Annotated in this window: 20 protein-coding genes; 7 read left to right on the top strand and 13 right to left on the bottom strand. The window is 51.4% G+C overall.

The features are described from left to right. Positions 1-36 precede the first annotated feature (36 nt). On the bottom strand, positions 37-2,034 hold the full coding sequence (locus JNJ77_15125; protein MBL8823917.1) for a redoxin domain-containing protein: 1,998 nt from the start codon (positions 2,032-2,034) through the stop codon (positions 37-39). Positions 2,035-2,318: 284 nt separating this feature from the next. Here JNJ77_15125 and JNJ77_15120 point away from each other — a divergent pair, with 284 nt between their 5' ends. Further along, positions 2,319-3,620 (top strand): hypothetical protein, encoded by a 1,302-nt coding sequence (locus JNJ77_15120; GenBank protein ID MBL8823916.1) that lies wholly within the window; start codon positions 2,319-2,321, stop codon positions 3,618-3,620. A gap of 2 nt (positions 3,621-3,622) precedes the next feature. Here the strand turns inward: JNJ77_15120 and JNJ77_15115 are convergent, their stop codons facing one another. Further along, a complete protein-coding gene (locus JNJ77_15115; GenBank protein ID MBL8823915.1) occupies positions 3,623-4,540 on the bottom strand; it encodes a cytochrome c in 918 nt (305 codons plus the stop codon). A gap of 429 nt (positions 4,541-4,969) precedes the next feature. Between JNJ77_15115 and JNJ77_15110 the strand changes: the two genes are divergently transcribed. After that, positions 4,970-6,547, top strand: a complete 1,578-nt coding sequence (locus JNJ77_15110) for an AAA family ATPase (protein ID MBL8823914.1) — start codon at positions 4,970-4,972, stop codon at positions 6,545-6,547. Between the two features lie 30 nt (positions 6,548-6,577). Here the strand turns inward: JNJ77_15110 and JNJ77_15105 are convergent, their stop codons facing one another. Beyond that, complete coding sequence (locus tag JNJ77_15105; GenBank protein MBL8823913.1) at positions 6,578-6,736, bottom strand: hypothetical protein; 159 nt, start codon at positions 6,734-6,736, stop codon at positions 6,578-6,580. Here JNJ77_15105 and JNJ77_15100 point away from each other — a divergent pair. Continuing rightward, complete coding sequence (locus JNJ77_15100; GenBank protein ID MBL8823912.1) at positions 6,735-8,831, top strand: hypothetical protein; 2,097 nt, start codon at positions 6,735-6,737, stop codon at positions 8,829-8,831. The genes JNJ77_15105 and JNJ77_15100 overlap by 2 nt on opposite strands. 222 nt (positions 8,832-9,053) lie before the next feature. Then, complete coding sequence (locus tag JNJ77_15095; protein MBL8823911.1) at positions 9,054-10,433, top strand: DUF1501 domain-containing protein; 1,380 nt, start codon at positions 9,054-9,056, stop codon at positions 10,431-10,433. 66 nt (positions 10,434-10,499) lie between these two features. On the opposite strand, the gene JNJ77_15090 is transcribed toward JNJ77_15095, so the two are convergent. From JNJ77_15090 to JNJ77_15070, 5 genes are read right to left on the bottom strand one after another with little or no spacing between them, the layout of a single operon-like run. Next, the gene (locus JNJ77_15090; protein ID MBL8823910.1) at positions 10,500-10,976 is read right to left on the bottom strand and encodes a hypothetical protein; all 477 of its coding nucleotides are present in this window, start codon (positions 10,974-10,976) and stop codon (positions 10,500-10,502) included. Beyond that, positions 10,921-11,232, bottom strand: coding sequence for a hypothetical protein (locus JNJ77_15085; GenBank protein ID MBL8823909.1), 312 nt, complete (start codon positions 11,230-11,232; stop codon positions 10,921-10,923). Before JNJ77_15085 ends, JNJ77_15090 begins: the two co-directional genes overlap by 56 nt. A 34-nt stretch (positions 11,233-11,266) precedes the next feature. After that, entirely contained in the window at positions 11,267-13,126 is a 1,860-nt protein-coding gene (locus JNJ77_15080; GenBank protein MBL8823908.1) for a heavy metal translocating P-type ATPase, read from the bottom strand. Between the two features lie 29 nt (positions 13,127-13,155). After that, complete coding sequence (locus JNJ77_15075; protein ID MBL8823907.1) at positions 13,156-13,626, bottom strand: quercetin 2,3-dioxygenase; 471 nt, start codon at positions 13,624-13,626, stop codon at positions 13,156-13,158. A 6-nt stretch (positions 13,627-13,632) separates the two neighbouring features. Beyond that, a complete protein-coding gene (locus JNJ77_15070; GenBank protein ID MBL8823906.1) occupies positions 13,633-13,950 on the bottom strand; it encodes a cupin domain-containing protein in 318 nt (105 codons plus the stop codon). A gap of 142 nt (positions 13,951-14,092) precedes the next feature. Between JNJ77_15070 and JNJ77_15065 the strand changes: the two genes are divergently transcribed. Continuing rightward, positions 14,093-14,368 (top strand): hypothetical protein, encoded by a 276-nt coding sequence (locus JNJ77_15065; protein ID MBL8823905.1) that lies wholly within the window; start codon positions 14,093-14,095, stop codon positions 14,366-14,368. A gap of 4 nt (positions 14,369-14,372) precedes the next feature. On the opposite strand, the gene JNJ77_15060 is transcribed toward JNJ77_15065, so the two are convergent. From JNJ77_15060 to JNJ77_15050, 3 genes are all read right to left on the bottom strand, one after another. Further along, on the bottom strand, positions 14,373-14,801 hold the full coding sequence (locus tag JNJ77_15060) for a hypothetical protein (protein MBL8823904.1): 429 nt from the start codon (positions 14,799-14,801) through the stop codon (positions 14,373-14,375). Further along, the gene (locus JNJ77_15055; GenBank protein ID MBL8823903.1) at positions 14,791-15,504 is read right to left on the bottom strand and encodes a hypothetical protein; all 714 of its coding nucleotides are present in this window, start codon (positions 15,502-15,504) and stop codon (positions 14,791-14,793) included. The genes JNJ77_15060 and JNJ77_15055 overlap by 11 nt, the downstream gene beginning before the upstream one ends. 117 nt (positions 15,505-15,621) lie before the next feature. Then, positions 15,622-16,236, bottom strand: coding sequence for a superoxide dismutase (locus JNJ77_15050; GenBank protein ID MBL8823902.1), 615 nt, complete (start codon positions 16,234-16,236; stop codon positions 15,622-15,624). 75 nt (positions 16,237-16,311) lie between these two features. On the opposite strand from JNJ77_15050, the gene JNJ77_15045 reads away from it, so the two are divergent. Both JNJ77_15045 and JNJ77_15040 read left to right on the top strand, forming a co-directional pair. Further along, a complete protein-coding gene (locus JNJ77_15045; protein ID MBL8823901.1) occupies positions 16,312-17,436 on the top strand; it encodes a serine hydrolase in 1,125 nt (374 codons plus the stop codon). Between the two features lie 94 nt (positions 17,437-17,530). After that, positions 17,531-18,508, top strand: a complete 978-nt coding sequence (locus JNJ77_15040; protein MBL8823900.1) for a hypothetical protein — start codon at positions 17,531-17,533, stop codon at positions 18,506-18,508. Positions 18,509-18,516: 8 nt separating this feature from the next. Here the strand turns inward: JNJ77_15040 and JNJ77_15035 are convergent, their stop codons facing one another. Continuing rightward, entirely contained in the window at positions 18,517-19,380 is an 864-nt protein-coding gene (locus JNJ77_15035; GenBank protein MBL8823899.1) for a sugar phosphate isomerase/epimerase, read from the bottom strand. Between the two features lie 181 nt (positions 19,381-19,561). Beyond that, entirely contained in the window at positions 19,562-21,061 is a 1,500-nt protein-coding gene (locus JNJ77_15030) for an AAA family ATPase (GenBank protein MBL8823898.1), read from the bottom strand. Positions 21,062-21,237 lie beyond the last annotated feature (176 nt).

Here is a 21,237-nt window from a genome sequence, read left to right as displayed (position 1 = left end):
ATAGCAGTCTGCATTCAGGCTGAATATGGTTTCTGGTTATTCACGCGTTTCCAATGTCACTGGTGACTTGCCCTGTGCCGTAAACGTAACCGGTATTTCCCAGACCTGGCTTTTCACCTGGCAGATACCCTGGCCTTCGGTGCAGGGATAATACTCAATGCCTACCTTGAGCTTCTTAACGTTTCGCAGTTTCTGCGCAGGTACGCTGATTTTCGTAATGAACACTTCGCCAAACTGGTCAAATACTCGCTGTTTGCCGCCATCGTAACCTTCCACCACATAGACGATGGGTGAAGTTGGCTCGATCTTCATACCTTTAGTCAGCTTGATTTTGAATTCAAAATCGATGTTGCCGTTAACAGGTAATGCTACGTTGTCCAATGCTACATTGACCACATTGCGGAGTGCAGGCTTGCTAGCCATAGAGGTACTTGGGCTGTTCAATCCAGTAAGTTTGAGCGTTTTGACCGAACGCTTCTTCAGATCAACCACGCGAATGAGGTGATTGTTGGTGTCTGCAACATAGGCGGTATCACCCACCACATGCAGTCCGGCTGGTTCATTGAAACGGGGCGGGCTGTCGGTATTGCCCGGCTTGCCATCGCCAACGAGCGTCATGACCTGTCTGTTTTTGGGTTCCAGTACCTTTAATTTGTTATTGTAGGTATCTGCAATCACCACATTGCTGTTCCACATGGAAACACCCAGGCAATGCTGTAACAGGGCACTCGCACCAGCGCCATCCTTATCACCAAAATTGAACAAACCGCTGCCTACCAGGCTTTTCACTTCGTTACCGGTGAGCAGGGGCACGGCACGGATGGCACTTACTTCAGAATCAGCCACGAAAAGCCAGTTGCCATCGCTCGCCAGTCCGCTGGGCTGAGCAAAGGAACTTTGAGACAGACTGCCATCAATAATGTCTTCACGGCCATTGCCGGCATAGGGCGTTAATTGATTGGAAGAGACTTCCAGCTTCCAGATTTGATGATGCCCGGCCATGGCAATGAACAGTTGATTGCGTATGAGCAACAAGTCCCATGGGCTGTTCATGGGAGTGGTTTTCCCAGGCCCGCCCATGCTTCTGCCCTGTATACCCACGCCTGCAACATTGCGAACGATTCGTTGTTTCAAATCAAGTGCTTTGATCTGATGGTTCTTGCGATCAGCAACATAAAGAATTTCGCCTTGCAGTGCCATGCCTTGCGGATCATTGAACTGAGCCTGGTCGAAAGAACCTTCCTTATTGCCACTGACACCCGTGCCGGCGATGTCGAGTTTCGCTCCCTCGAGATCAGTGATGACAATGCGATGATTGGAACTGTCAGCGATGAAGAGGCGTTTGCCAGCCACGTCGGCATGGATTTTTCCAGGATAGAGTAAAGGTGAAACAGGTGACTTGGCTAGTTCCTTGTCTTTTTCCAGCGCGATGCGAATCGGTTTGGTGTTCAGCGTTTTCTTTTGTTTGTGTTTGTCAATCTGCTTGGCAATAACTGAATCGAGTTTCTCCAGGTTACCTTCGCCAGCTACCCAGCCAACTGCGTTGCCTTCGGGATCAATCAGCCAGAACGTGGGCCAGGAATTCACTCCATAGGCATTCCAGATTTTGTGGTTGGCATCATTGACCACGGGGTGTTCGATGTGATACCGCAGGATTGCTTCGCGGATGTTATTGGTATCTTTCTCAGTGTTGAACTTGGCTGAATGCACACCAATGACCACAAGCTCATTGGGATATTTTTTTTCGAGCCTTTCGAGGTCGGGCAGGATGTGAATGCAGTTGATGCAGCAATAAGTCCAGAAATCGAGCAGTACGACTTTGCCACGCAGGTCAGCCAACTTGAGTGGTCCGGCAGTGTTCAGCCAGGCAGTGCCACCCTCCAGTTCGGGTGCTTTTCGGACAGCCTTATCTTGTGGTTCTGGCGATGCTGCTTGTGTTATCGAAACGTTGCCTGCCAGACTGGTGATGACCAAAACAGTTATGGTAACCAGTGCAACGATTCTGAGGGAAAGTGAATTCAGTCGATGAGTCATGCTGCATCTCCAGTTCGGCTCCTGTTTCTACGATGCTCAGGAGCAATGGGTGTCGGTATGCAAGCAAATATTCGATATTGCAGATTCTATACATGCCTGGTATTGCCTGTGAAGTGACAACTTTTCACTCGGTATTAAGTTCTCACATGAAGTGAACGATGAAGTTTGCCGATATTAACATTGTCTTTCGTCGCAATTGCTAGTTTATGTCCAGAACAATTAAAGTTTGGTGTGTGAAGCATAAGCAGTGGAAGTGCACTGTTAGATACATGATTTTGCTATGCATGTTCCCTGGTACACCCACTGCGAATGGTCAGCAAGCTGAACTGTCCGTTGAAAAACGAGTGGAACAGCTTGAAAAGCAATTGAAGGAACTGAAAGAGAGCCAGCCTCAAGCACCTTCGAGTGCTCTGCCTGATCTGTTTGCTGAAATAAAGGCTCCCCCCGCGTTTCCAACGTGGAAGTTGAATGGATCGATGAATGCCGATGCGGGTTGGTACAACCAGACCGATGGCAATCGTGCTCAAGTTGGCGAGTTACAGGATGGAGCATCTTTCCGTCGTGCCCGACTCGGCGTTTCGGGCAATGTCCGCGAGAACATCAGTTACTTTCTACAGATGGACTTTGCATTTCCGGGCAGGCCCACATTCACGGATGTATTTCTAAATATTGATGATGTGCCTGGGCTGGGGCACGTGCGGTTTGGTCAATGGAAACATCCTTACAGTCTTGAAATTGTTACATCGTTTCGTCACAACCCCTGGCTCGAACGTTCGCCGGTGTTCCTGCTCAGTCCGTTCCGGCATATTGGTCTGGGTTTCTACGATTACTCTGAAAATGAGCAGAATACCTGGGCTGTATCGGTCATCAAGCCGGGCAACGACCAATATGGCGGTGACCTGGGCGACCTCGGAGGCATCGGCGTAGTTGGAAGGCTGACGAGTTCACCTGTCTACGACAGCGAAGGCGAACAGGTTTGGCACATAGGCACGGCATTCTATATTGCTGATCCGGGCAGTAACCTGTTTCGCATTGGCGCCTTCGGTGGTAATGCCCCGGAGTTTGCGTTGAACATCAACAGTACCATTCAGCCTTCCATGGTGGATACCGATTTCATTCCCACGAATTGGTACAACTCGGTGCAGGGGGAAACGGCGCTGGTGTGGGGGCCACTCTCCATCCAGGCAGAAGGGGCATACAGCTATCTGTCACAGATCAGCCAATCGCCTTTACACTTCTATGCAGGGTATGTCGGCGCCAGCTATTTCCTGACGGGTGAGCATCGTAATTACGTTCGCAAGACGGGTGCCTTCGGGCCGATCAAAGTGAATAACGAATACAACCCGATGAAAAACGGGTTGGCATTTGGCGGTGCCTGGGAACTGACAGCCCGGCTATCGTACATTGATGCAACCGATGAGAACATTGATGGCGGCGTGCTGACCGATGCGACTGCTGGAGTAAACTGGTGGCTCAATACCCATACACGATTAACATTCAATTACATCCATGCCTGGCTCGATAAAGAGCCTACCGGGCAGACGGAAGCCAGCATCTTTGCCATCCGCGCACAGGTTGATTTTTGATGTTATTTCTGCGGAATATCGCGATACTGTGCATGGCACTTGTTGCATGATACGGCACTGGCTGAAAATGCTTTATTGATGGACAGTGATCGTTCTGCAGAAGGTGGTTGTCGAAGGGCAGTCTCGAGTTCTTTTGCCTCGCGCATTGCCTGCTTGAGCATGGTCTGGAAGGCGTGCGGTTTCTTTTGCGTCTCAGGCAAGCGGCCCATTTCCACGTAGTGTTCCCACAAGAGCATCGCTTCATGTGGCGGATCAAGATCGGGATGATTTTTGGGTGTTACCCATCCCGCTTTCTGAATGAGCTTCAAATGTTCCCAGCGTTCATCAATCTCCACCATGCGCTGCACTAGATTGCCTGTGTTGGCAATCTCAGGAAAGTTGGCATCAGCCTGATTCAGTTCTACCCTTGAAGGCCTTTGAATCTCTTTGGCTGAGGCGTAGAGGCCAAGGTATTTTGGGTCGGTTCCTGCCTGCTTCATTATTTCGATGGCTGACTGCACGGTGCATTTTTCGTCCAGGCAGAGCTTGATATAAGCAGATGCAGCAGGGCTGCGATGTTTGCCATGATGACAATGGATGTAAATAACACCAGGTAGATCGCGAACAGCTTTGGCCAGTTTGAGCCCTTGCGCTGCAGGCACACCATCGTAGCCAATGGGTAAATGGACGTAGCGCATGCCGAACTTCCTGGCTCGCTCTACGTCGGGCCTGGCACCATCGACCGATATGATCGTCTTTACGCCCAGCTTTTGCAGCGACTGAAAGCCAGCATCCCCTTCGGGCACACTGCCGGAGAGGAGTTTTTCGGTAACGCGAATGACATTGTGCAAGCCGGGGGTGTTGGTAATGAAAGCTTGATCGTCAGGAACATAACTGCAGGTAATGCCAATAGTCCATATTCCCACCATGATATACGGCAAAGGCATTATCATGTTTAAAGTAATTGAACTCCAAGAGTCTTGGCAGCTATACAGCCAGATCAAAATACCTTGCGTTTTCTTACTCAAATCTGATGCAAATCTGTTGTTAGTCTAATCGGTCGACGTGTTCTAATCAACGCATGACAAAATTCCGCACAAGACCCTTGACCTGCACCGTATAATGTGTGCACGTAGTGTATGCCGTGGGGAACGACGGCTCCAGCTACTCCTGGCGTTCTGCCTATTTTCACTCAGGGCAATGGCCAATTCGGTTTGGTTCCCACCCATCTATTTTTTGTCGCGTCGCGCGAACCAACAATATTTCACAAGTATCCATACTTCTTCCGAATGCTTGATCACTCACGCTATTCCAGTTGGGAAAGTGTGTGTATTGCTAAGCACTTAGGACTCAGCACTCAGGACTAATGCATGGAAAATCTCGATTTCAGCAAAATCATGGCAGGCGGAGCTATTGGCGGTATCGTCATCGGTCTCATTGCCGGATTCTGGAGCAAGATCAAGGCTGTGCTCTGGCGCGCGGTCAGCGTGCTGGTGCAGCAGATCGAAATCCCCAGTGAATCGGCACACAATGCTGTCATTGCCTATCTCATCAAGAACGTCAAACGCTCACGGTTCTACGACCGTATGTACGGCGCCATGTACGAACATACCCGCGATGGCAACTTTGGCCTGGTGCCATACGAATACTTTGGCGCGCGCTCCGTCGTTTTCTGGAATGGCTGGGTTCCTTTTCTGTTCAACAATGAAATTGAACGGAAAAGTCGACAAAGCAAAGGAGAGAGTGGCAGTTCTTCCAGCAGCGATGCAACCAAAGTGCATTCCACCATTACCTTCATCCGTGGAACGGTGGATGTGGAATCTATCATCCGCAATGCCTGTGCTGATATGAACAAGCTCACCTGGCATGCTACCACCGAGCAGGAGAAAGCCAAGAATCGTTTCGTCATCCACTTTGTTCCCAAGCGGGGCAGCGATGATGATGACTACGGTTCCGACAGCAATGGCTTGCCCTGGTATCAGACCAATAATTACCGATTGCTTTCGCATGGCCAGGAACAATTGGGCAAGGCCGGTCTGCACAATGGCCGGGCATTGGAAAATCTCATTTTCCCCAGTCGAGTCAAAGACCTGATGCGGGAAATCGAGATGTGGCGGAACAGCAAGGAGTGGTACCGTCATCGCAGTATTCCCTGGAAACGGGGCTGGCTGCTCTACGGCCCGCCTGGCACCGGCAAAACGGCTCTGGCTCGCGCCTTCGCTGAAGACCTGAACATGCCCATCTACGTCTTCAACCTGGCAGAGATGAGCAATTATGATCTGATCAAATCGTGGAACGACATGCTGGTCAACGTGCCTTGCATCGCCCTGATTGAAGACATCGACAATGTCTTCCATGGCCGGGAGAACGTATCCCGTAAGAACCAGGGTATGCAGATCATGGTTCCTAACCAGAACAAGCATGATCATGAAAGTGGAGATCGTCAGCGACCCATGACGCCATTGACGTTCGACTGTCTGCTCAACTGCATCGATGGTGTGGAGCGTTCCGATGGTATTTTCACCATTGTAACGACGAACGACATTGCCAAGGTTGATCCAGCTATGGGGCAGCCTCGCCAGTTGCCTGATGGTACCACGGAGTTCATTTCGACTCGCCCAGGCCGTATTGATAAGGCTATCGAACTGACCTATATGGAACCTGCCAACAAGAAGGCAATGGCTCGCCGGATTCTGGGTGAGTATCCGGAGAAGCTGTCCGAGATGCTTGCCTTTGTGGACAAGTTCTCCGAATTGCAGGAGACTCCTGCCCAGTTCCAGGAACGTTGTGCCCAGATCGCCCTGACCTGTTTCTGGCAAGAGAAGGAAGCGATGGCCAGACAATCGAAGCTGGAAGATGATTCGACCACTGATACGGTAATGGAACGTCCTTCAGTAACAATCAAGCCACGGATGAACCCGAAAATTCTGGAATGGGTGAAGTTCTAACGATTCAGATGTGATTAAACAATCAACAACTTAGCCGGTGGTTTTCGACCACCGGCTAACGTCTTTTATCCCTTCGGGATGGAGCAGTTTCACTTCACCTGCCATTTCTCTGAAAGATTCCTCGCTGAGCGGGATACCTGCTGGCATACAGTCCGCCAGCTTTATCCTCTTACAAGCGAGATCAATCATGTCCCGACGCATTCCTTACCGTTTGTCTCTGGAAGCCCTGGAAGCCCGCGACCTGCCTGCGGTTACTTATTCACCCATGACCGATACCCTGAACATCACCGGCACCAATGCTCGTGATCAGTATGTCATTTACATGTCCAACGGTCCGCAGGGGCCAGAACTGATAGTCGAGGAAGGATTAGCACCATTTATCCTGACGCATGCTTACCCAGTCAGCACCAAGCCGGTGGTTCGAATCAATGCCAACCTGCTGGGCGGCGATGACATTCTCGGCTGCGATAGCAATGTCATGGTTCCCACCACCATCGATGGCGGTTCAGGCCACGACATCATCACTGGCAGTAGTGGCACCAACACCATTCGCGGACAGAGTGGAAACGACACCATCTATGGTCGCGAAGCCAAGGATTTTCTCTACGGGCATAGCGGTATTGATACCATCTATGGCCGAGGCGGTGATGATTACATCTACGGCGACATCGGCAACGATTCGCTCTATGGCGATGAAGGCATCGATCACATTTACGGCGGAAATGATTCCGATGACACTATCTATGGCGGCACCGAGGATGATTTCCTCTATGGCAACAGTGGTGATGATGACATCTATGGCGAAGAGGGCAACGATACCCTCGAAGGGAATGATGGCAACGACTATCTTGATGGGGGCGCTAACGTCGATAACCTGAAAGGTAATCGCGGCCGCGATACATTGTACGGCGGAGACGATAAGGATTTCCTCTTTGGAGGCGAACAGAACGACATCCTGCATGGTGATGGAACGGGTTCCCCCTGGCAGGGGGCAGATGAACTCGATGGCGGCACGGGTAACGATGAACTTTACGGCGATGATGGCGACGACATTCTACGGGGTGGTGTGGGACGCGATACGCTCTCAGGTGGCGATGATAACGATCTGCTCTTGGGAGGCACCGAGAACGATACCCTGCATGGCGATGATGGCAACGACAGGCTGTTCGGAGAAGCACATACCGATTCGCTCTTTGGCGACGAGGGCGAAGACTACCTGAACGGGGGTTCCAGCATGGATCTTCTCGATGGTGGCAACCAGAACGATACGCTCATCAGTCTGGATGCATCCAATACCGATCAGCTTTTTGGTCGGGGTGGTTTTGACAGTTTCTGGATTGATCGCACCGGCGCGATGCAGGACATGGTCAATGACCTGACCGTGGAAGAGCAGGATACGAACTATCACCGCATCAGTTCCTTTGCCAACGGTGCGGATCGCACTGCCAACGGCGATAACATCGCGGACCCACTCTCAACGGTAGAGGGTGTGGCTTTCAGCTATAGGAACTTTACCGGTCGATCCCTCTTCGGCAGCGATGGCCCACAGGTTATTGATGTCAGTCAGGGCCAAGTGGGTGATTGCTGGCTGTTGGCCACCATGGCTTCAGCTGTCAATTTCGATCAAAACACTGCCAGACAAATGGTGGCAGACCTGGGCGATAACACGTATGCCGTGCAGATTGGTACCTCGTTTTACCGAGTGGATAGCCAACTTCCGGTACGCAACGATGATAGTACTACTCCAGCTTTTGCAAAATTAGGTGATGAAGACAGAGTAGAAGATGTCATGTGGGTTGCCATGGTCGAAAAGGCTTACGCACTTTTCAGAGGCGGCAGCTATCAGGATATTCACAGTGATTCACCCAACGAACCGTTGAACATGTTTGGTGGTACCGACGATCATCGTTACCACATCAGTGATGGCAGCCTGGCTTTGACGAACATTCAGGACAACGGCTGGGTCGGCGTGCTAATGACCCGCTACTGGTTCAACCGTGTCTCAACGCTGTTGCCTCGCCATGCCTATGCCATCCTGAGCGTGGAAATGGATGATTTCAACAACCCCGTTTCAATCGAACTGTACAATCCGCATGGTCGAGACAACCTGCCTTCGTTCGATGAGAATGGCGACATCATTCTTGGTGATGATGGTATCCCGCTGATGGATGGTGATGATGGACTCGATGACGGGATTATCACGGTGACTCTGCAGCAGTTCATCGACGATGCCGCTGACCCCATTGGAGTCTACACTGCTGATTTCCATCGGTTCCTGCAGTAAGAAAAAAAACTCCCTCTCCACTCGTGGGGAGAGGTGCCGGGGTTGAGGGGTTATGAATTGTGTTTAACCCGATAAGTTTGAACAACAGGGTTGAATACAAGATGAAACCCCTCATCCCTAACCCTTCTCCCCACGGGGGAGCTGGGAACCTGTATCTAGCCCGGAGATTTCTCCGGGCTATCATGCTTGTATCTTCCCACCTGGTTCGGTTACGATAGTTGCATGCCTCTATTTACCCGTCGCGACTGGTTGATGCGTACCGCCAACGGCATGGGTGCCTTGGCCCTGGCTGATCTTTTGCACCAGCAGGCACATGGCGACAAACCGGTGCTGCATCACCCTGCCCAGGCTGACCATGTCATCTTTCTCTACATGGATGGCGGGCCTTCGCAGATGGATACGTTTGACCCTAAGCCCCGCCTGGCAAAGGAACATGGCCAGCCTATCAAGACCAAGGTAGCCCCCACGCAGTTTAACGACATTGGCAAAGTGCTGCAGTCGCCTTGGAAATTTCAGCAGCATGGGCAGTCGGGCATTCCCGTCAGTGAACTGTTCCCGCATGTAGCAAAGCATGTGGACGATCTGTGCATAGTCCGCTCGATGACTTCGAACTTTTCCGAACATACCAACGCCAACTATTTCTTTCACACAGGTCATGGTCAGCAAGGCCGACCCAGCATGGGCGCCTGGTTCAGTTATGGGCTGGGGAATCTCAGCAAGAACCTACCCAGTTTCGTGGTGCTCAACAGCGGGTTGATTCCACCGGGTGGAATTGATTGCTTTGGCAACGGGTTTCTTTCCGCAACGCATCAGGGTTCGATTTTCTTCCCCGGCCCGGTGCCACTGGCCAACTTGCAGCGTAACGAGCCGACATTGGCTCAGCAGAAAGCCAAGCTCGATCTGGTGACCAAGTTGGATCGTGGCGTGCTGGGCAGGCTTGGTCCGAACGATGCGTTTGAAGCAGCCATCGCCAACCATGAACTGGCATTCCGCATGCAGACTGCGGTGCCTGATGCGCTCGATTTGAAAGGGGAAACGGAAGCAACGAAAAAACTCTACGGTCTGGATGCAGCCTACCCGCAGACCCAGGCGTTTGCCCGATCGTGCATTCTGGCTCGCAGGCTGGTGGAGCGAGGCGTGCGGTTTATTGAAGTGACTTGCCCAGGCAACAAGCACGACCGCTGGGATCAGCACGCCAATCTGAAAGATGGGCATGAAGACAATGCCCGCGCGGTTGATCAACCCATTGCGGGACTGCTGGCTGATTTGAAAGCGCGAGGATTACTCAAGCGAACGCTGGTGCTGTGGGCTGGTGAGTTTGGCCGCACGCCCATGGCTCAGGGTACCAACGGCAGAGACCATAACCCGTTTGGCTACACCATCTGGCTCGCAGGTGGCGGCATCAAGCCAGGCACCATTTACGGACAGACCGATGAGTATGGCTACCACGCCATCGAGAACAAAGTCGAGATTTACGACCTGCATGCCACCATGCTGCACCTGATGGGAATCGATCACAAGAAACTCACCTACCGTTTCGGCGGCAGAGACATGCGACTGACCGATGTGCATGGCGAATTACTGAAGGGTATAATTGCCTAGCCAATCATTAAGAAGCATGCGATTCCTGAATAGTAAGCACCCGGTAATTACCGTTTATTTAACGCGTTAATGTCGTTTCCTTTTCTTCCGCATGACGATTCTCAATTCCTTGATATCAAGCAAGTCTTTGTCTCTGGCAGATACTTTTTTATTCTTCAGGAGGTCATGGAGATCAATGACATTCACAAGAAGCCTTCCAAAGCGAACTCGTTGGCGGCGTGAATAACATTCCTCGAAAGTCACCCCGTCAATCTGCATTGCTATTTCAAGCCGAAGTGGCGGTACACCCATACGAACAATATTCTCGGGTTTCAGAAACAGCAATGGATCAACTTGTTGGGCACCAAAACCAAACTCTTGCAATGCCCTGGCAACACGATGTGCATTAACACTTGATGTTTCAATCCAAATATCCATATCCGCCGTGGTACGCACATAGCCGTAGTGACCAACTGCATAACCACCAATCAGCAGATACTTCACCCTGTTAGCGTGTAACAACTTCAAGAACGCGGCGAAGTCTGCCGGAAGCGGCTGGGCCATAGTTGATCTCGCGCAGGAGTTGAATTGCCTGTTGGCGTTCGGTGGGAGTGCGTGTCAACCAGTAGTGGATGTCGGGGGTTGTTGCATTCAACCTCTCAACGACCACTTGTCGGCGATCCACCCTGGTAGAGAGCGTCAGTTTTCGGGTCTTTGGTTTCTTGCTTTCCTTGCGTTTCATGCTGTAACTCTGGATATTCACGACTTGGTCAGTCTCAGTATCCGAGAGAACTGTCTGCTGGTCAAGTGGGAGAACCATGTCAATTCACCACATAGTAACTTTGTGGGTTTAACTAAAAATCGGTCAATTGTTTAGGCCGCCAGGCAACTCGCAGAGCATTCAGCACGGCGAATACGTCGATGATTTCCTGACAGATCGCACCGGCGACGGGTGGTAGATAGCCAGCGGCGGCGATGAGCATACCGATAACGCTTAATGCCATGCCGCCTACTGCACTCTGCAGCGCGATGTTCCGCATACGCTGGCCAATGTGCAGCAACTCATCTACCTTGGCGAGCGAGCTTTCCAGAATCACTACATCAGCAGCTTCAGAGGTAATGTCACTGTTCTGGCCGAAGGCAATGCCCACGGAGGCTGCAGTCAGGGCCGGGGCATCGTTGATGCCATCTCCCACAAACACCGTAGGTGCTGCTGCGGTTTCCTTGCGAACCAGTTCGAGTTTCTGTTCCGGCGTTTGCGAAGAATAGGTTTCAGTGATGCCAACCATCTTGGCCAGGTATTCGACTTCACTTTCCCGATCGCCCGATACTAGCAAAGTTCGCTTGATGCCATGCCGGGGTCGCAAGTGGTCGATGAACAATTTGCCATCACTGCGAGGTCGATCTCGAAAACGGATGACGGCGGCATATTCGCCATTGACCAGAATCAGGCACTCCATGCCCTCAGCAATAGGTGGCAGCAGATTCGCTTTGTCAGGATGCAATTTCAGAAACTTGCGGCGATGGGAGACGAGTATTTCTTTGCCAAGCAATTTGCCTGATAATCCCTGGCCTGGTTTTTCGCTGACATGATCGGTATGCACCAGGGGCAGGCCCTTGCGCTCGGCAGCGTGCAGGATCGCACTGGCAAGCGGATGCTTGGAATACTGCTCTAAGCTGGCAGTCCAGCGTAGGATGTCATCGGCATGATAGCCTGGTGCAGTGATAATCTCGGTCAATTCCGGCTTGCCGTAGGTCAGCGTGCCGGTCTTGTCGAAGATAGCAGTCTGACAGGTTTCAATCGTCTCGAGTGCAGCGGGGTTTTTGATGATGATGCCCCGTCGTGCTGCCAGCGAGATACCTCCGATGATGGCAACAGGGATGGCGATGAGAAGTGGGCAGGGCGTTGCCACCACTAGCACTGCCAGAAAGCGGATGGCTTCTCCGCTCAGAGCCCATGCGAGCAGGGCTATGCCGACAGCAATCGGAGTGTACCAGGCTCCGAGTTGATCACCGAGTCGACGCAACTGAGGTCGATGCTGTTCGCTATCCCGCATTACCTGCATGATCTTGGCGTAGCGGGAATCGACAGCGAGTTTATCCGCCTTGATGACCAGCACCGATTCTCCGTTGATGGAGCCGGAGAGAACCGATGTACCGGGCGATTTGGGCAGCAGATACGGTTCACCAGTAAGGTACGATTCATCCATGCTGCCGTGCCCTTCGAGGACTGTCCCATCGACCGGACAGATTTCATGGGGATGAACGACGAGAATATCGCCAATGGCTACGGCATCGAGTTTCACATCGCTAGTGGAGTTGCCTTCTTTGCGATGTGCAACGGCAGGCATGCGCTTGGCTAGTGCCCGCAAAACTGACGAAGCGCTCTGCACGGCGTAGCTTTCCAGTGCTTCCCCGCCGGAAAGCATGAGCACAACAAACACTCCAGCCAGGTATTCACCGAGGATGACCGAAGTGACAATGGAAATGCCAGCCAGCAGGTCGGAGCCGAACTCACGATTTAGCGCTTTGCGAACTAGTTCGAAGACCAGAGGTATGCCACCCAGCACCAAGGCAATCCATAAAGGCAGGTTCACCCACCACGGGAAAACTTCGGGATGAGGCACCGCGTAGCGCAGGATCAGATGTACAACGATGGCGATCACAGCCAATAGTGCAATCGCCAACCGGGAACGATCAATGGTGGAAGACATGGAATAGCCGGGGGATAAATGGAGCGTGTTTACAGGATTAATTCAACGCCATACTCGGGCGCCAGTTTCATCAGCGTTTCGATTTCTTCAGTAGTGGGTGGTGAAACACTTTCAGCATCTGGCGAAACCGGCTTGCCACAAGCCAGAAACATTTCTTCCAGACCTGACGGAGCAATAGTGATGATCATACGAGCAGGACGGTCGGTATTGTTTCTGAAGGTATGAACCACACCGATGGGAACATTGGCAAACATGCCTGGGGTGGCCACCAGTTGCTCGCCATCAATAAGGAACGTGATTTCCCCTTCGAGAATGTAAAACGCTTCGACCTCTCTGCGATGAATATGTGGAGGCGGCCCGCCGCCTGGGTACACCACTGCTTCAATCTGGGTGTAGAGGCCACCCGTCTCCTTGCCGGTAGCGAGGAAACGGTATTTGTCTCCGACAATAGCCATCGTCTGGCCTTCGTTAGGTGGAAGCACTACGGGAGCAAGCGACATCGAGAATCATCCCTGTTTGAGAAGTATCAGAAGCATGACGAGAGGAGTATTGGCTTTGATAGAATGTTTCAGTCCTGCAGTCATGTGGACAAAAGTACCAGGCTGCGCTTCCCTCTTCTCTTCACCCAGGCCAACTGTGGCTTCACCCTTTACGAAAAAGAGCATGGCAGGTTTGGATGCGGTGTGTTCCGAGAGTTCTTCACCATTCCCAAATCCAAACAGCACTGCCTTGATCTGTTCATCCATATGGATGGTCTTGCTCAAAATGCCCTTGTCGGGTGGCTGTGCTTCTTGGGCGAGATCCAGAATATGTGTATAGTTCATGGTGAAAGCTTTCGATTGATTACTTCTCAGATTAAGATAAGTACGGTTTCGAATAAGCAAAGTGCTTTCAGATTGAGACTAGGTCAGGTATGATTCAGGACATATGACAATAGTGTAACAACCTTATGTAAGGTGAATAACCATGGCTGAACTTCGCTGGAAGACAGGCAAACCTGCTGTGGAAGCCAAAGTGATGATCCAGAATCAACTGGAGAAGACTGGTTACGGCGACCAGGTGAGCTGGAGTGAAAACTACTTTACTGCATCGGTGGGTATGGGCTTCATGCTCGATATTGCGGGCGAAGTAAAGGATGAGGAAGTAGTGCTTGAGAAATGTGGTGGCGTCTCAGGCGGCATGGCTTTGGGTAAACTCAAGAAGATGTTCGAGTATCTGTTTCCGGGTGGGGAAGTGGCGTAGAGGATTATGGACAAGTTCCCGGTCGGGCATCTCCAGAAAACCAGCGTTTGCCACCTGCAACCAGTGAACAAGCTGACTGAGCTCCTTGATCGTTATCCGCGATGATGGTCTCACAACTTGCAGTGCGTGAGGTTCCCGGAGGCAGGACTTCTCTGCAGGCATACGCGTTGCCTTGAGAAGTTGCAAACGGAACAAAATTACCATTTGGCTGGAAGTTGCCATGTAACAAATCTTCTAGCTGGGAAATCTTCAAAGGTGGAATACTGTATTCACGCACTTCTCTTCCAAACACATCGATAGGCAATGAGACAGCTCGTGGTGCGATGCCTGTCTGCTGAATGATGTTCTCCATCGCGCCAAATTCTTCAAAATGCACTGCATGGCAGGTAATGATCAGTTCACCAGCAAATCCGAAACGTGCTTCACTGTACATGTTGATTTCTCACGAAAAGATAGATCAGATAGAGCCGATAGCACAGCATAAACAGTATCAGGGTCATTCCGAAGAAATAAAACAGAAAAGCCAGGATTCGAAAGTATGGTTTACTTGCATCATCCTGATGCCATGCGTCGGTGAGATATCGCTGTACGCAACCTTCATGGAGTTTTTCGATTTCCTTGCCATACAGGCAATCTGGTTTACACGGTGTATGTTCACAAGTGTCGATAGACGATTTTTTCAAAGATTCCAGCATTTCTCTGGCATTTCTATCCGTATCGCGGGTCAGGCGCGCCAGTACCTGATTTTCACGATGATGCGGCTCAGCGCGGACATGGTGTTCGAGTTCCTTATCAAGCAGATCGAAGACGGTGGTGTATTTCTTGATGCGGTCTGGGCAACAAAATACCCAGATGAGTCCGGTCAGCATCACGCAAGCGCTTGCTACCACCAGTATGGTTATGGTTTCGGGAAAATGTTGATTGCTGATCTTCAGGTAGGTAAACAACTCCATCAACACAAAGGCGAGCAGCACGATCGTATACGAAATAGAGAACAGACTGAATGCCCGGAGTTCGCGAAGCCTTGACCAGTAAACAAAGCCGGGAACGAGGATGAAGATTGCAATCGTGATGATCAGGAGGATCATCAATCCAAATGCCAGATGTTCCTGCAGAAACTGGAAAACAGGCTGCACGATTGACTCTTTGCCAGTGACCTGAATTCGACCTATGGATATGGGAGAAATCCCACGGAAAAAGTTCCGTGGGGAGATCGCAAATCGAAGATTAAGTGTTTTTCATTGGGTATAGAACTACTTCGCCTTCAGGCCTGCATCGTAGCGTTGTCCAACAATATCCCAATTTACAACCTTCCACCATTCCTTCAGGTAGTCAGCCCGACGGTTGCGATAATCGACATAGTAAGCGTGTTCCCAGACATCCACACCCAACACGGCGTACTGGTTGCTTTGCAGCGGGCAATCCTGATTGGCGGTGCTGACAACTTTCAGGTGGCCACCATCAACCACGAGCCAGGACCAGCCTGAGCCAAATCGCTTCATGCCGGCATCATTGACCAGTTCTTTCAGTTTGTCGAATCCACCCATGCCAGCGATGGCATCCTTCAGCGTGCCAACGGGTTCCTTGCTGCCGCCCGGAGCCATGATTTCCCAGAACATGCTGTGATTGTAATGTCCGCCGCCGTTATTGATGATGGCCTGGCGAACATCGTCAGGCAGGCTCTTGTAATCCTTGAGCAGTGCTTCTACCGATTTGTCAGCCAGGCTGGCATGCTTTTCGACAGCAGCATTCAGGTTGGTCACATAAGCAGCATGGTGCTTGCCATGATGGAGTTCCATGGTTTCCTGACTGATCACGGGAGCCAGGGCTGCAGTAGGATAGCTGAGTTTGGGAAGTTCGAACTTCATGGAAATCTCCTTGGGAAGTGGAGCAGGGTGCGACTAGAATGTGCTATTATCTTAGCAACCTTTCGGACGAAACCAATGAAGCATTTGTTTGTCCTGCAGTTGTCGATATTCCTCGCCAGTGTTTCCATCGGACAGGAAACCAAAACGAAACAGGAAAAACTCACCTGGCAGGAAGTAGCCCGGGCTACGCTGAACCCCATGCTGGAAAAGAAGAAAATCGATCAAGTGATGATTGGAGTGATTGATCAGAAAGGCAACAAGCATTACCTGGCAATCGGCGAGAAGCCCGAAAAACTCGAAAAGCTGGATGAGAATACCATCTTTGAAATCGGCTCGATTACCAAGACTATGACTTCCATCCTTCTCGCGGATGCCATCCAGCGGATGGAAATGAAACTGGATGATCCGATACAGCAGTATCTGCCTGCTGGGATGACGGTGCCAACCCGGGATGGAAAACCTGTTACTCTTGAACAGTTGGCGACTCATACATCAGGGTTTCCCCGAATGCCTCAAATACAGATGGACGCCATTAGAAAAGATGGCAAGCTGCTGGCTGACCCTGATTCCCGATTCGATAGCGATCAACTCAAAAAAGCTCTGGAAACAACGAAGGTGAAAGTGGAGAAGAAGCCCAGGGTGGATTACAGCAATTTCGGCACAGGTTTACTGGGATTTGCTCTCGCTCACAAGTATGGGAAAGACTACTCAACACTCATTGACGACCGGTTGTTTAAGCCACTGGAAATGAAGAGCAGCTTTATCACGGTACCAGCATCAGAGCAGAAACGATTTATTGATGGACACTCTCCCACGGGGACTGTGGTGCCACACTGGGATTTCACCGATCCAGCGGTAGGGGCCGGTGGCGTGCGTTCAACGGCTGCTGACATGCTGCGTTATCTGGAAGCAGCGATGGGCAAGACTAACGCGCTACAGCCTGCTTTCAACCTGGCACTTGCTCCACAATATGAAATGAATCCCCGTATGCAGATCGGCCTGACCTGGCTGATGCTTGATATGCAGAAGTCGCGCGTATGGTGGCACAACGGCGGTACGGGTGGTTTTTCTACCTATTGTGCCTTCAGCAAATCGCCCGGTGTCGCAGTGGTCATCCTCTGCAACCGGGGCGGCACGAATCGAGATGTAGATAACCTGGGTATGAAGCTTATGGATACGCTACTGAAAGAGGGGAAGTGAAGGAAGTGCTCACTGAGCAATGTTGATACCCCCATTGACAGAAACCATGAACTGAGCTATCTCCCCGCTGTGTTAAACAGGGGGTAGTTTCTACGTGCAGCGACGGAGTTTTCTGCTGGCCGGTTTCTGTTTCGTTTCAGGCTGTGTCTGGCCTGAAATCATGGACAATGTTGCCTGGAAACAGCAGCTCAAGCAGCCTTTTTCTACACTCAATCCCGAAGATGAATCGGTGGCTCAACTCGATGTTGCCACCATGACCTGGCGTCGGGATCAGCCTATCCTCAAGAACGATGGCATGTGGGCTGAACTCGACGAGCAGTTTATTCCACTGGAAACCCGTCAGCAACTGGCTCGGCATGGTTTACGCATGGGTTTGATGCGTACCGCCGGTGGTTCAAGATTGCAGGCAGCACTGGCCAACCCGGAGTATGCACGCCAGGCTATTGAACAGAACAAAGAAATCATCAGGCACCAGTTTATCATTGAAGATAAATATGTTGAACCGCCGAAAGCATCTCCCATTTGCATGGTCGAAGCCCGGCGAGTCATGAATCGGCAGGATCAGGAACTCACCTGGCCAGTTGGGCCGCGTGGCATACAGGCGAATCTCCTTGTTCCCGATGCAGAGAAAGAATATACCGCTCGTGAGCTGTCTCAAATCGAACTCTACTTCGATATGCAGTTGCAGAAAACGACAGACGGTCTGACGCGAGTCCGACTGGTACCTGCTGTAAAATCAGCCCTGGTGCCTAAAGCATCTTCCAATGTATTTCTCGAATCACTCAAGTTGAACAACACAGTAAACAAATTCAATCAGCGGTATGAAAAGCTGGTCGTGGAAACGACCCTCAGTCAGGAGCAATACCTGGTGATCACTGCCAGCCAGGCTGTACAGCATGAAGGCAAAGCAGAAACCTGGGGCGATCTGGCTTTTGTTCAGTATCCCACAGATCAACAGGTCGTTCTAGTCATGCGCGGTGCCTCGGTGCTGCCTCATCGCATTCCAACTGCACCGAAGAAGGGAAATGCCTGGCCCTTAGCCTGGCAGGCGCAAACGGCTGCAACCAAGTAGTACACACATTATTTATAACTTCGCCACTTGGGCATAGGTCCTGCATGCGAACCATTCAGTTGGGCTTTGAGCCAGTTCAATCCATCCAGATTGTCGCGCAATCGTTCTTCTACATCCACCGTATGATCGTGGCCGAGAATGGCGATCGGGCCTGTATAGCCTGAATCGCGAATCATCTTGAGCAGTTTCAAATCTTCACTGCCCGCTCCAACCGGTATGATTTTCTTTCCCTTCTTGTCGCCATCGGGAATCATACCGTTCAGGGTAATGCATTTAAGATAAGGCTTCAGTTGCTTGAGCACTTCTGCAAACTTGTCGAGATGATGATGGCCATGGTGCAGGTTGTAAATGACACCAATCTTATTCGCATCAAAAGCTTTCAGAATGGCGAGTTGATTCTTTGGCTCGCCAATCCAGCCGCCGTGATTGTAAAGACAGATCGTACAACCAATCTTGCTGGCGGCATCCACCAGTGGCTTAAGATGCTGGATCGCAGCTTGCACTTTCTCCTCGTCTTTTTCTCCTACCGGCTCGGGAAGATTGACCCAGAGTTCACAGATGGTTTTATTTCGTTCAAGAACTTCGAGTATCCACTTGGCTTCAAAGTTAATGCGGTCAGGAAACCAGACAGCCTGCATGCGGATGCCTTGATCAATGCAGTGTTTGAGCTCAAGTTCCAAGGTTGGCAGATGCTTGTCTCTCCAATCGTAAGCCAGCCGGGTGAACCCCAGCGTCTTCAGCATGGCCACCCGTTCGGGAGGCAGACGATTTTTAGAATCAAAAGGAACCACGCACCAGGCTACCAGATTATTCATCTGGAAGATATCGTCCGGAGGTGCGGTCAGCAACGAGGCTAGAAGTAACGCCAGCATGGCTCTATTCCGTCAAAGGTATTCATAGTCATGATGATGTTGTCTATCACGAAAGTAAAGTAGCTTGTTGAGTGAACGCCAGGAATCGTTGTCACAGTGGATGTATGTACCTGGAAATGCAACATGCTCACAGCTTGCGCTGTGAGCATGTCTTGCTGACGCCCCCCCTGGATGTATCCGGCTATTTCACCCGATACACCTCGCGTTCGACCGATTCAATAATTTCACGTACCGGACAACGGTCTATGTTGGCAAACAGTGGTGCATCTTCTTCCAGCATGCGGGCCACTTTGCGTTCAGCAGCAATGGCCGTGGTGTGACTCTTGGCACCATAGAACTGGCCGATTTCGCTGTAACTTGCTCCAGCCAGCCGGCGTGCCAGGTACATCACCAGCATGCGGGGATAGCTGACAGCCCGTGCCCGACTGCCATCATGAAGCCGCTTGGGTTCGATTCCGAGTTGTTTGCAGACAAGCAATTCCAATTGAGGCAGCGTGGTTACCTTGCGTTGCTCTGGAAACTGATCGGAGACTGCTTCCCGAACCATCGCCAGCGTGATCGTAGCCTGGTGTACCTGGGAATAATGTCGGATGGTATGCAGTACGCCTTCAATCTCACGAACATTACCCCGCATACGGTCAGCAAGGAATTGCAGAACATCTTTGGGCAAATGCATATGGAGCTTTTCGCTCTTAGCCTGAAGAATGTTGATGCGTGTGGTTTTGTCGGGAAGTTCAATTGGCCAGCAGCCACCACCAATCAGGCGATCTGCCAGTAGAGGCATGGTGTCTGAGAGCAGTTTGGGATGCTTATCGCACGAGAGTACAACAGGATGGCCGTGCCGCATCAGCGTATCGACAGTGTGAATGAATTCTTCCTGGGATGATTTTTTACCGGCCAGGAAGCTGATGTCGTCAATCAGGAACGCTGCGGCATCACGGAACTGCTTTTTGAAGCTGTTCATCTGGTTGGTGTTCAGTGAACCAAGGAAGCGATTGGTGAAATCTTCTGCGGAGAGATAGATCACCGTGGCGCCAGGCACTTGCTTTTTGAGCGATGTATAGAGGCCTTCGAGCAAATGAGTTTTGCCAACACCGGAAGGTCCGAACAGGGTGATGAGTCTGGGCGAATGTTCAACATCCTGCAGCAGGTTGATAATGCCCTGGTAGGCCAGGCGGTTACACGGACCGACAACAAAGTCGTCGAGAAGTTTCCATTTGCGGGGCTGTCGGGCCGGACGATTCAAAGTCTGGTCGGTATCCCGCCTGTGAGCAAGATCGGCACGGGCATTTTCAGAACGTGCTGGCATGGTGGTATCCTCCGTGAAAGGTAAACGAACCACTCCTGTGGTTCGAGCCGGTAACAATTCTCCAGTGCTGGGCGACAGGGGCAGGGAAGCAGGGAGTATGGCCTGATGCGTATCGAGCGCAATCTGAATTTCCGGCGTGGTGCCGAGTGATTCCAGAGCTGCCTCGCGCAGGGGTTCCATGAAATTTTTGGCAATGCGGTCTTTGTGGAACTGGGATGGAACGTGAACCGTGAGCAGACCGTTGTTCAGGGTCATTCTGCTTTTGCCGAACCAGACATCGTAACGGGTTCCCCCCAGACGATGGGCCAGCAGAGTTGCTAACTCATCGAGCGAAACCGGCGCGGGGCGGTGAACCAGTTGAGTCGTGCTCATATCCGTGGCACTTGTTGCAAGGCACGCCACACGGGCATGCACAGTTCCGTAATTAATGGGTGCTCCGGTTTGTCCTGCCTGAATCCCCTCTCCCACTCAAGTTGCCTGCTCGGTTCCACCGATAGTTGAAGAATCCATCCCACCGCCGGCTCTTTCACGGGGCTGGGTACCAGACG

It is taken from the genome of Planctomycetia bacterium, assembly GCA_016795155.1.
Classification (GTDB): Bacteria; Planctomycetota; Planctomycetia; order Gemmatales; family HRBIN36; genus JAEUIE01.
The sequence above is the reverse complement of the archived record's forward strand: the minus strand, read 5'-3'. Positions and strand labels throughout refer to the sequence as shown.

Coding starts and splice junctions, on each gene's coding strand:
- JNJ77_15075 (MBL8823907.1), bottom strand. CDS start 13,626: ATGTCGCTTGCTCCCGTAGTGCTTCCACCTAACGAAGGCCAGACGATG.
- JNJ77_15070 (MBL8823906.1), bottom strand. CDS start 13,950: ATGAACTATACACATATTCTGGATCTCGCCCAAGAAGCACAGCCACCC.
- JNJ77_15120 (MBL8823916.1), top strand. CDS start 2,319: ATGTTCCCTGGTACACCCACTGCGAATGGTCAGCAAGCTGAACTGTCC.
- JNJ77_15045 (MBL8823901.1), top strand. CDS start 16,312: ATGAAGCATTTGTTTGTCCTGCAGTTGTCGATATTCCTCGCCAGTGTT.
- JNJ77_15125 (MBL8823917.1), bottom strand. CDS start 2,034: ATGACTCATCGACTGAATTCACTTTCCCTCAGAATCGTTGCACTGGTT.
- JNJ77_15110 (MBL8823914.1), top strand. CDS start 4,970: ATGGAAAATCTCGATTTCAGCAAAATCATGGCAGGCGGAGCTATTGGC.
- JNJ77_15100 (MBL8823912.1), top strand. CDS start 6,735: ATGTCCCGACGCATTCCTTACCGTTTGTCTCTGGAAGCCCTGGAAGCC.
- JNJ77_15065 (MBL8823905.1), top strand. CDS start 14,093: ATGGCTGAACTTCGCTGGAAGACAGGCAAACCTGCTGTGGAAGCCAAA.
- JNJ77_15035 (MBL8823899.1), bottom strand. CDS start 19,380: ATGCTGGCGTTACTTCTAGCCTCGTTGCTGACCGCACCTCCGGACGAT.
- JNJ77_15095 (MBL8823911.1), top strand. CDS start 9,054: ATGCCTCTATTTACCCGTCGCGACTGGTTGATGCGTACCGCCAACGGC.
- JNJ77_15090 (MBL8823910.1), bottom strand. CDS start 10,976: ATGGCCCAGCCGCTTCCGGCAGACTTCGCCGCGTTCTTGAAGTTGTTA.
- JNJ77_15080 (MBL8823908.1), bottom strand. CDS start 13,126: ATGTCTTCCACCATTGATCGTTCCCGGTTGGCGATTGCACTATTGGCT.
- JNJ77_15060 (MBL8823904.1), bottom strand. CDS start 14,801: ATGTACAGTGAAGCACGTTTCGGATTTGCTGGTGAACTGATCATTACC.
- JNJ77_15105 (MBL8823913.1), bottom strand. CDS start 6,736: ATGATTGATCTCGCTTGTAAGAGGATAAAGCTGGCGGACTGTATGCCA.
- JNJ77_15030 (MBL8823898.1), bottom strand. CDS start 21,061: ATGAGCACGACTCAACTGGTTCACCGCCCCGCGCCGGTTTCGCTCGAT.
- JNJ77_15085 (MBL8823909.1), bottom strand. CDS start 11,232: ATGGTTCTCCCACTTGACCAGCAGACAGTTCTCTCGGATACTGAGACT.
- JNJ77_15050 (MBL8823902.1), bottom strand. CDS start 16,236: ATGAAGTTCGAACTTCCCAAACTCAGCTATCCTACTGCAGCCCTGGCT.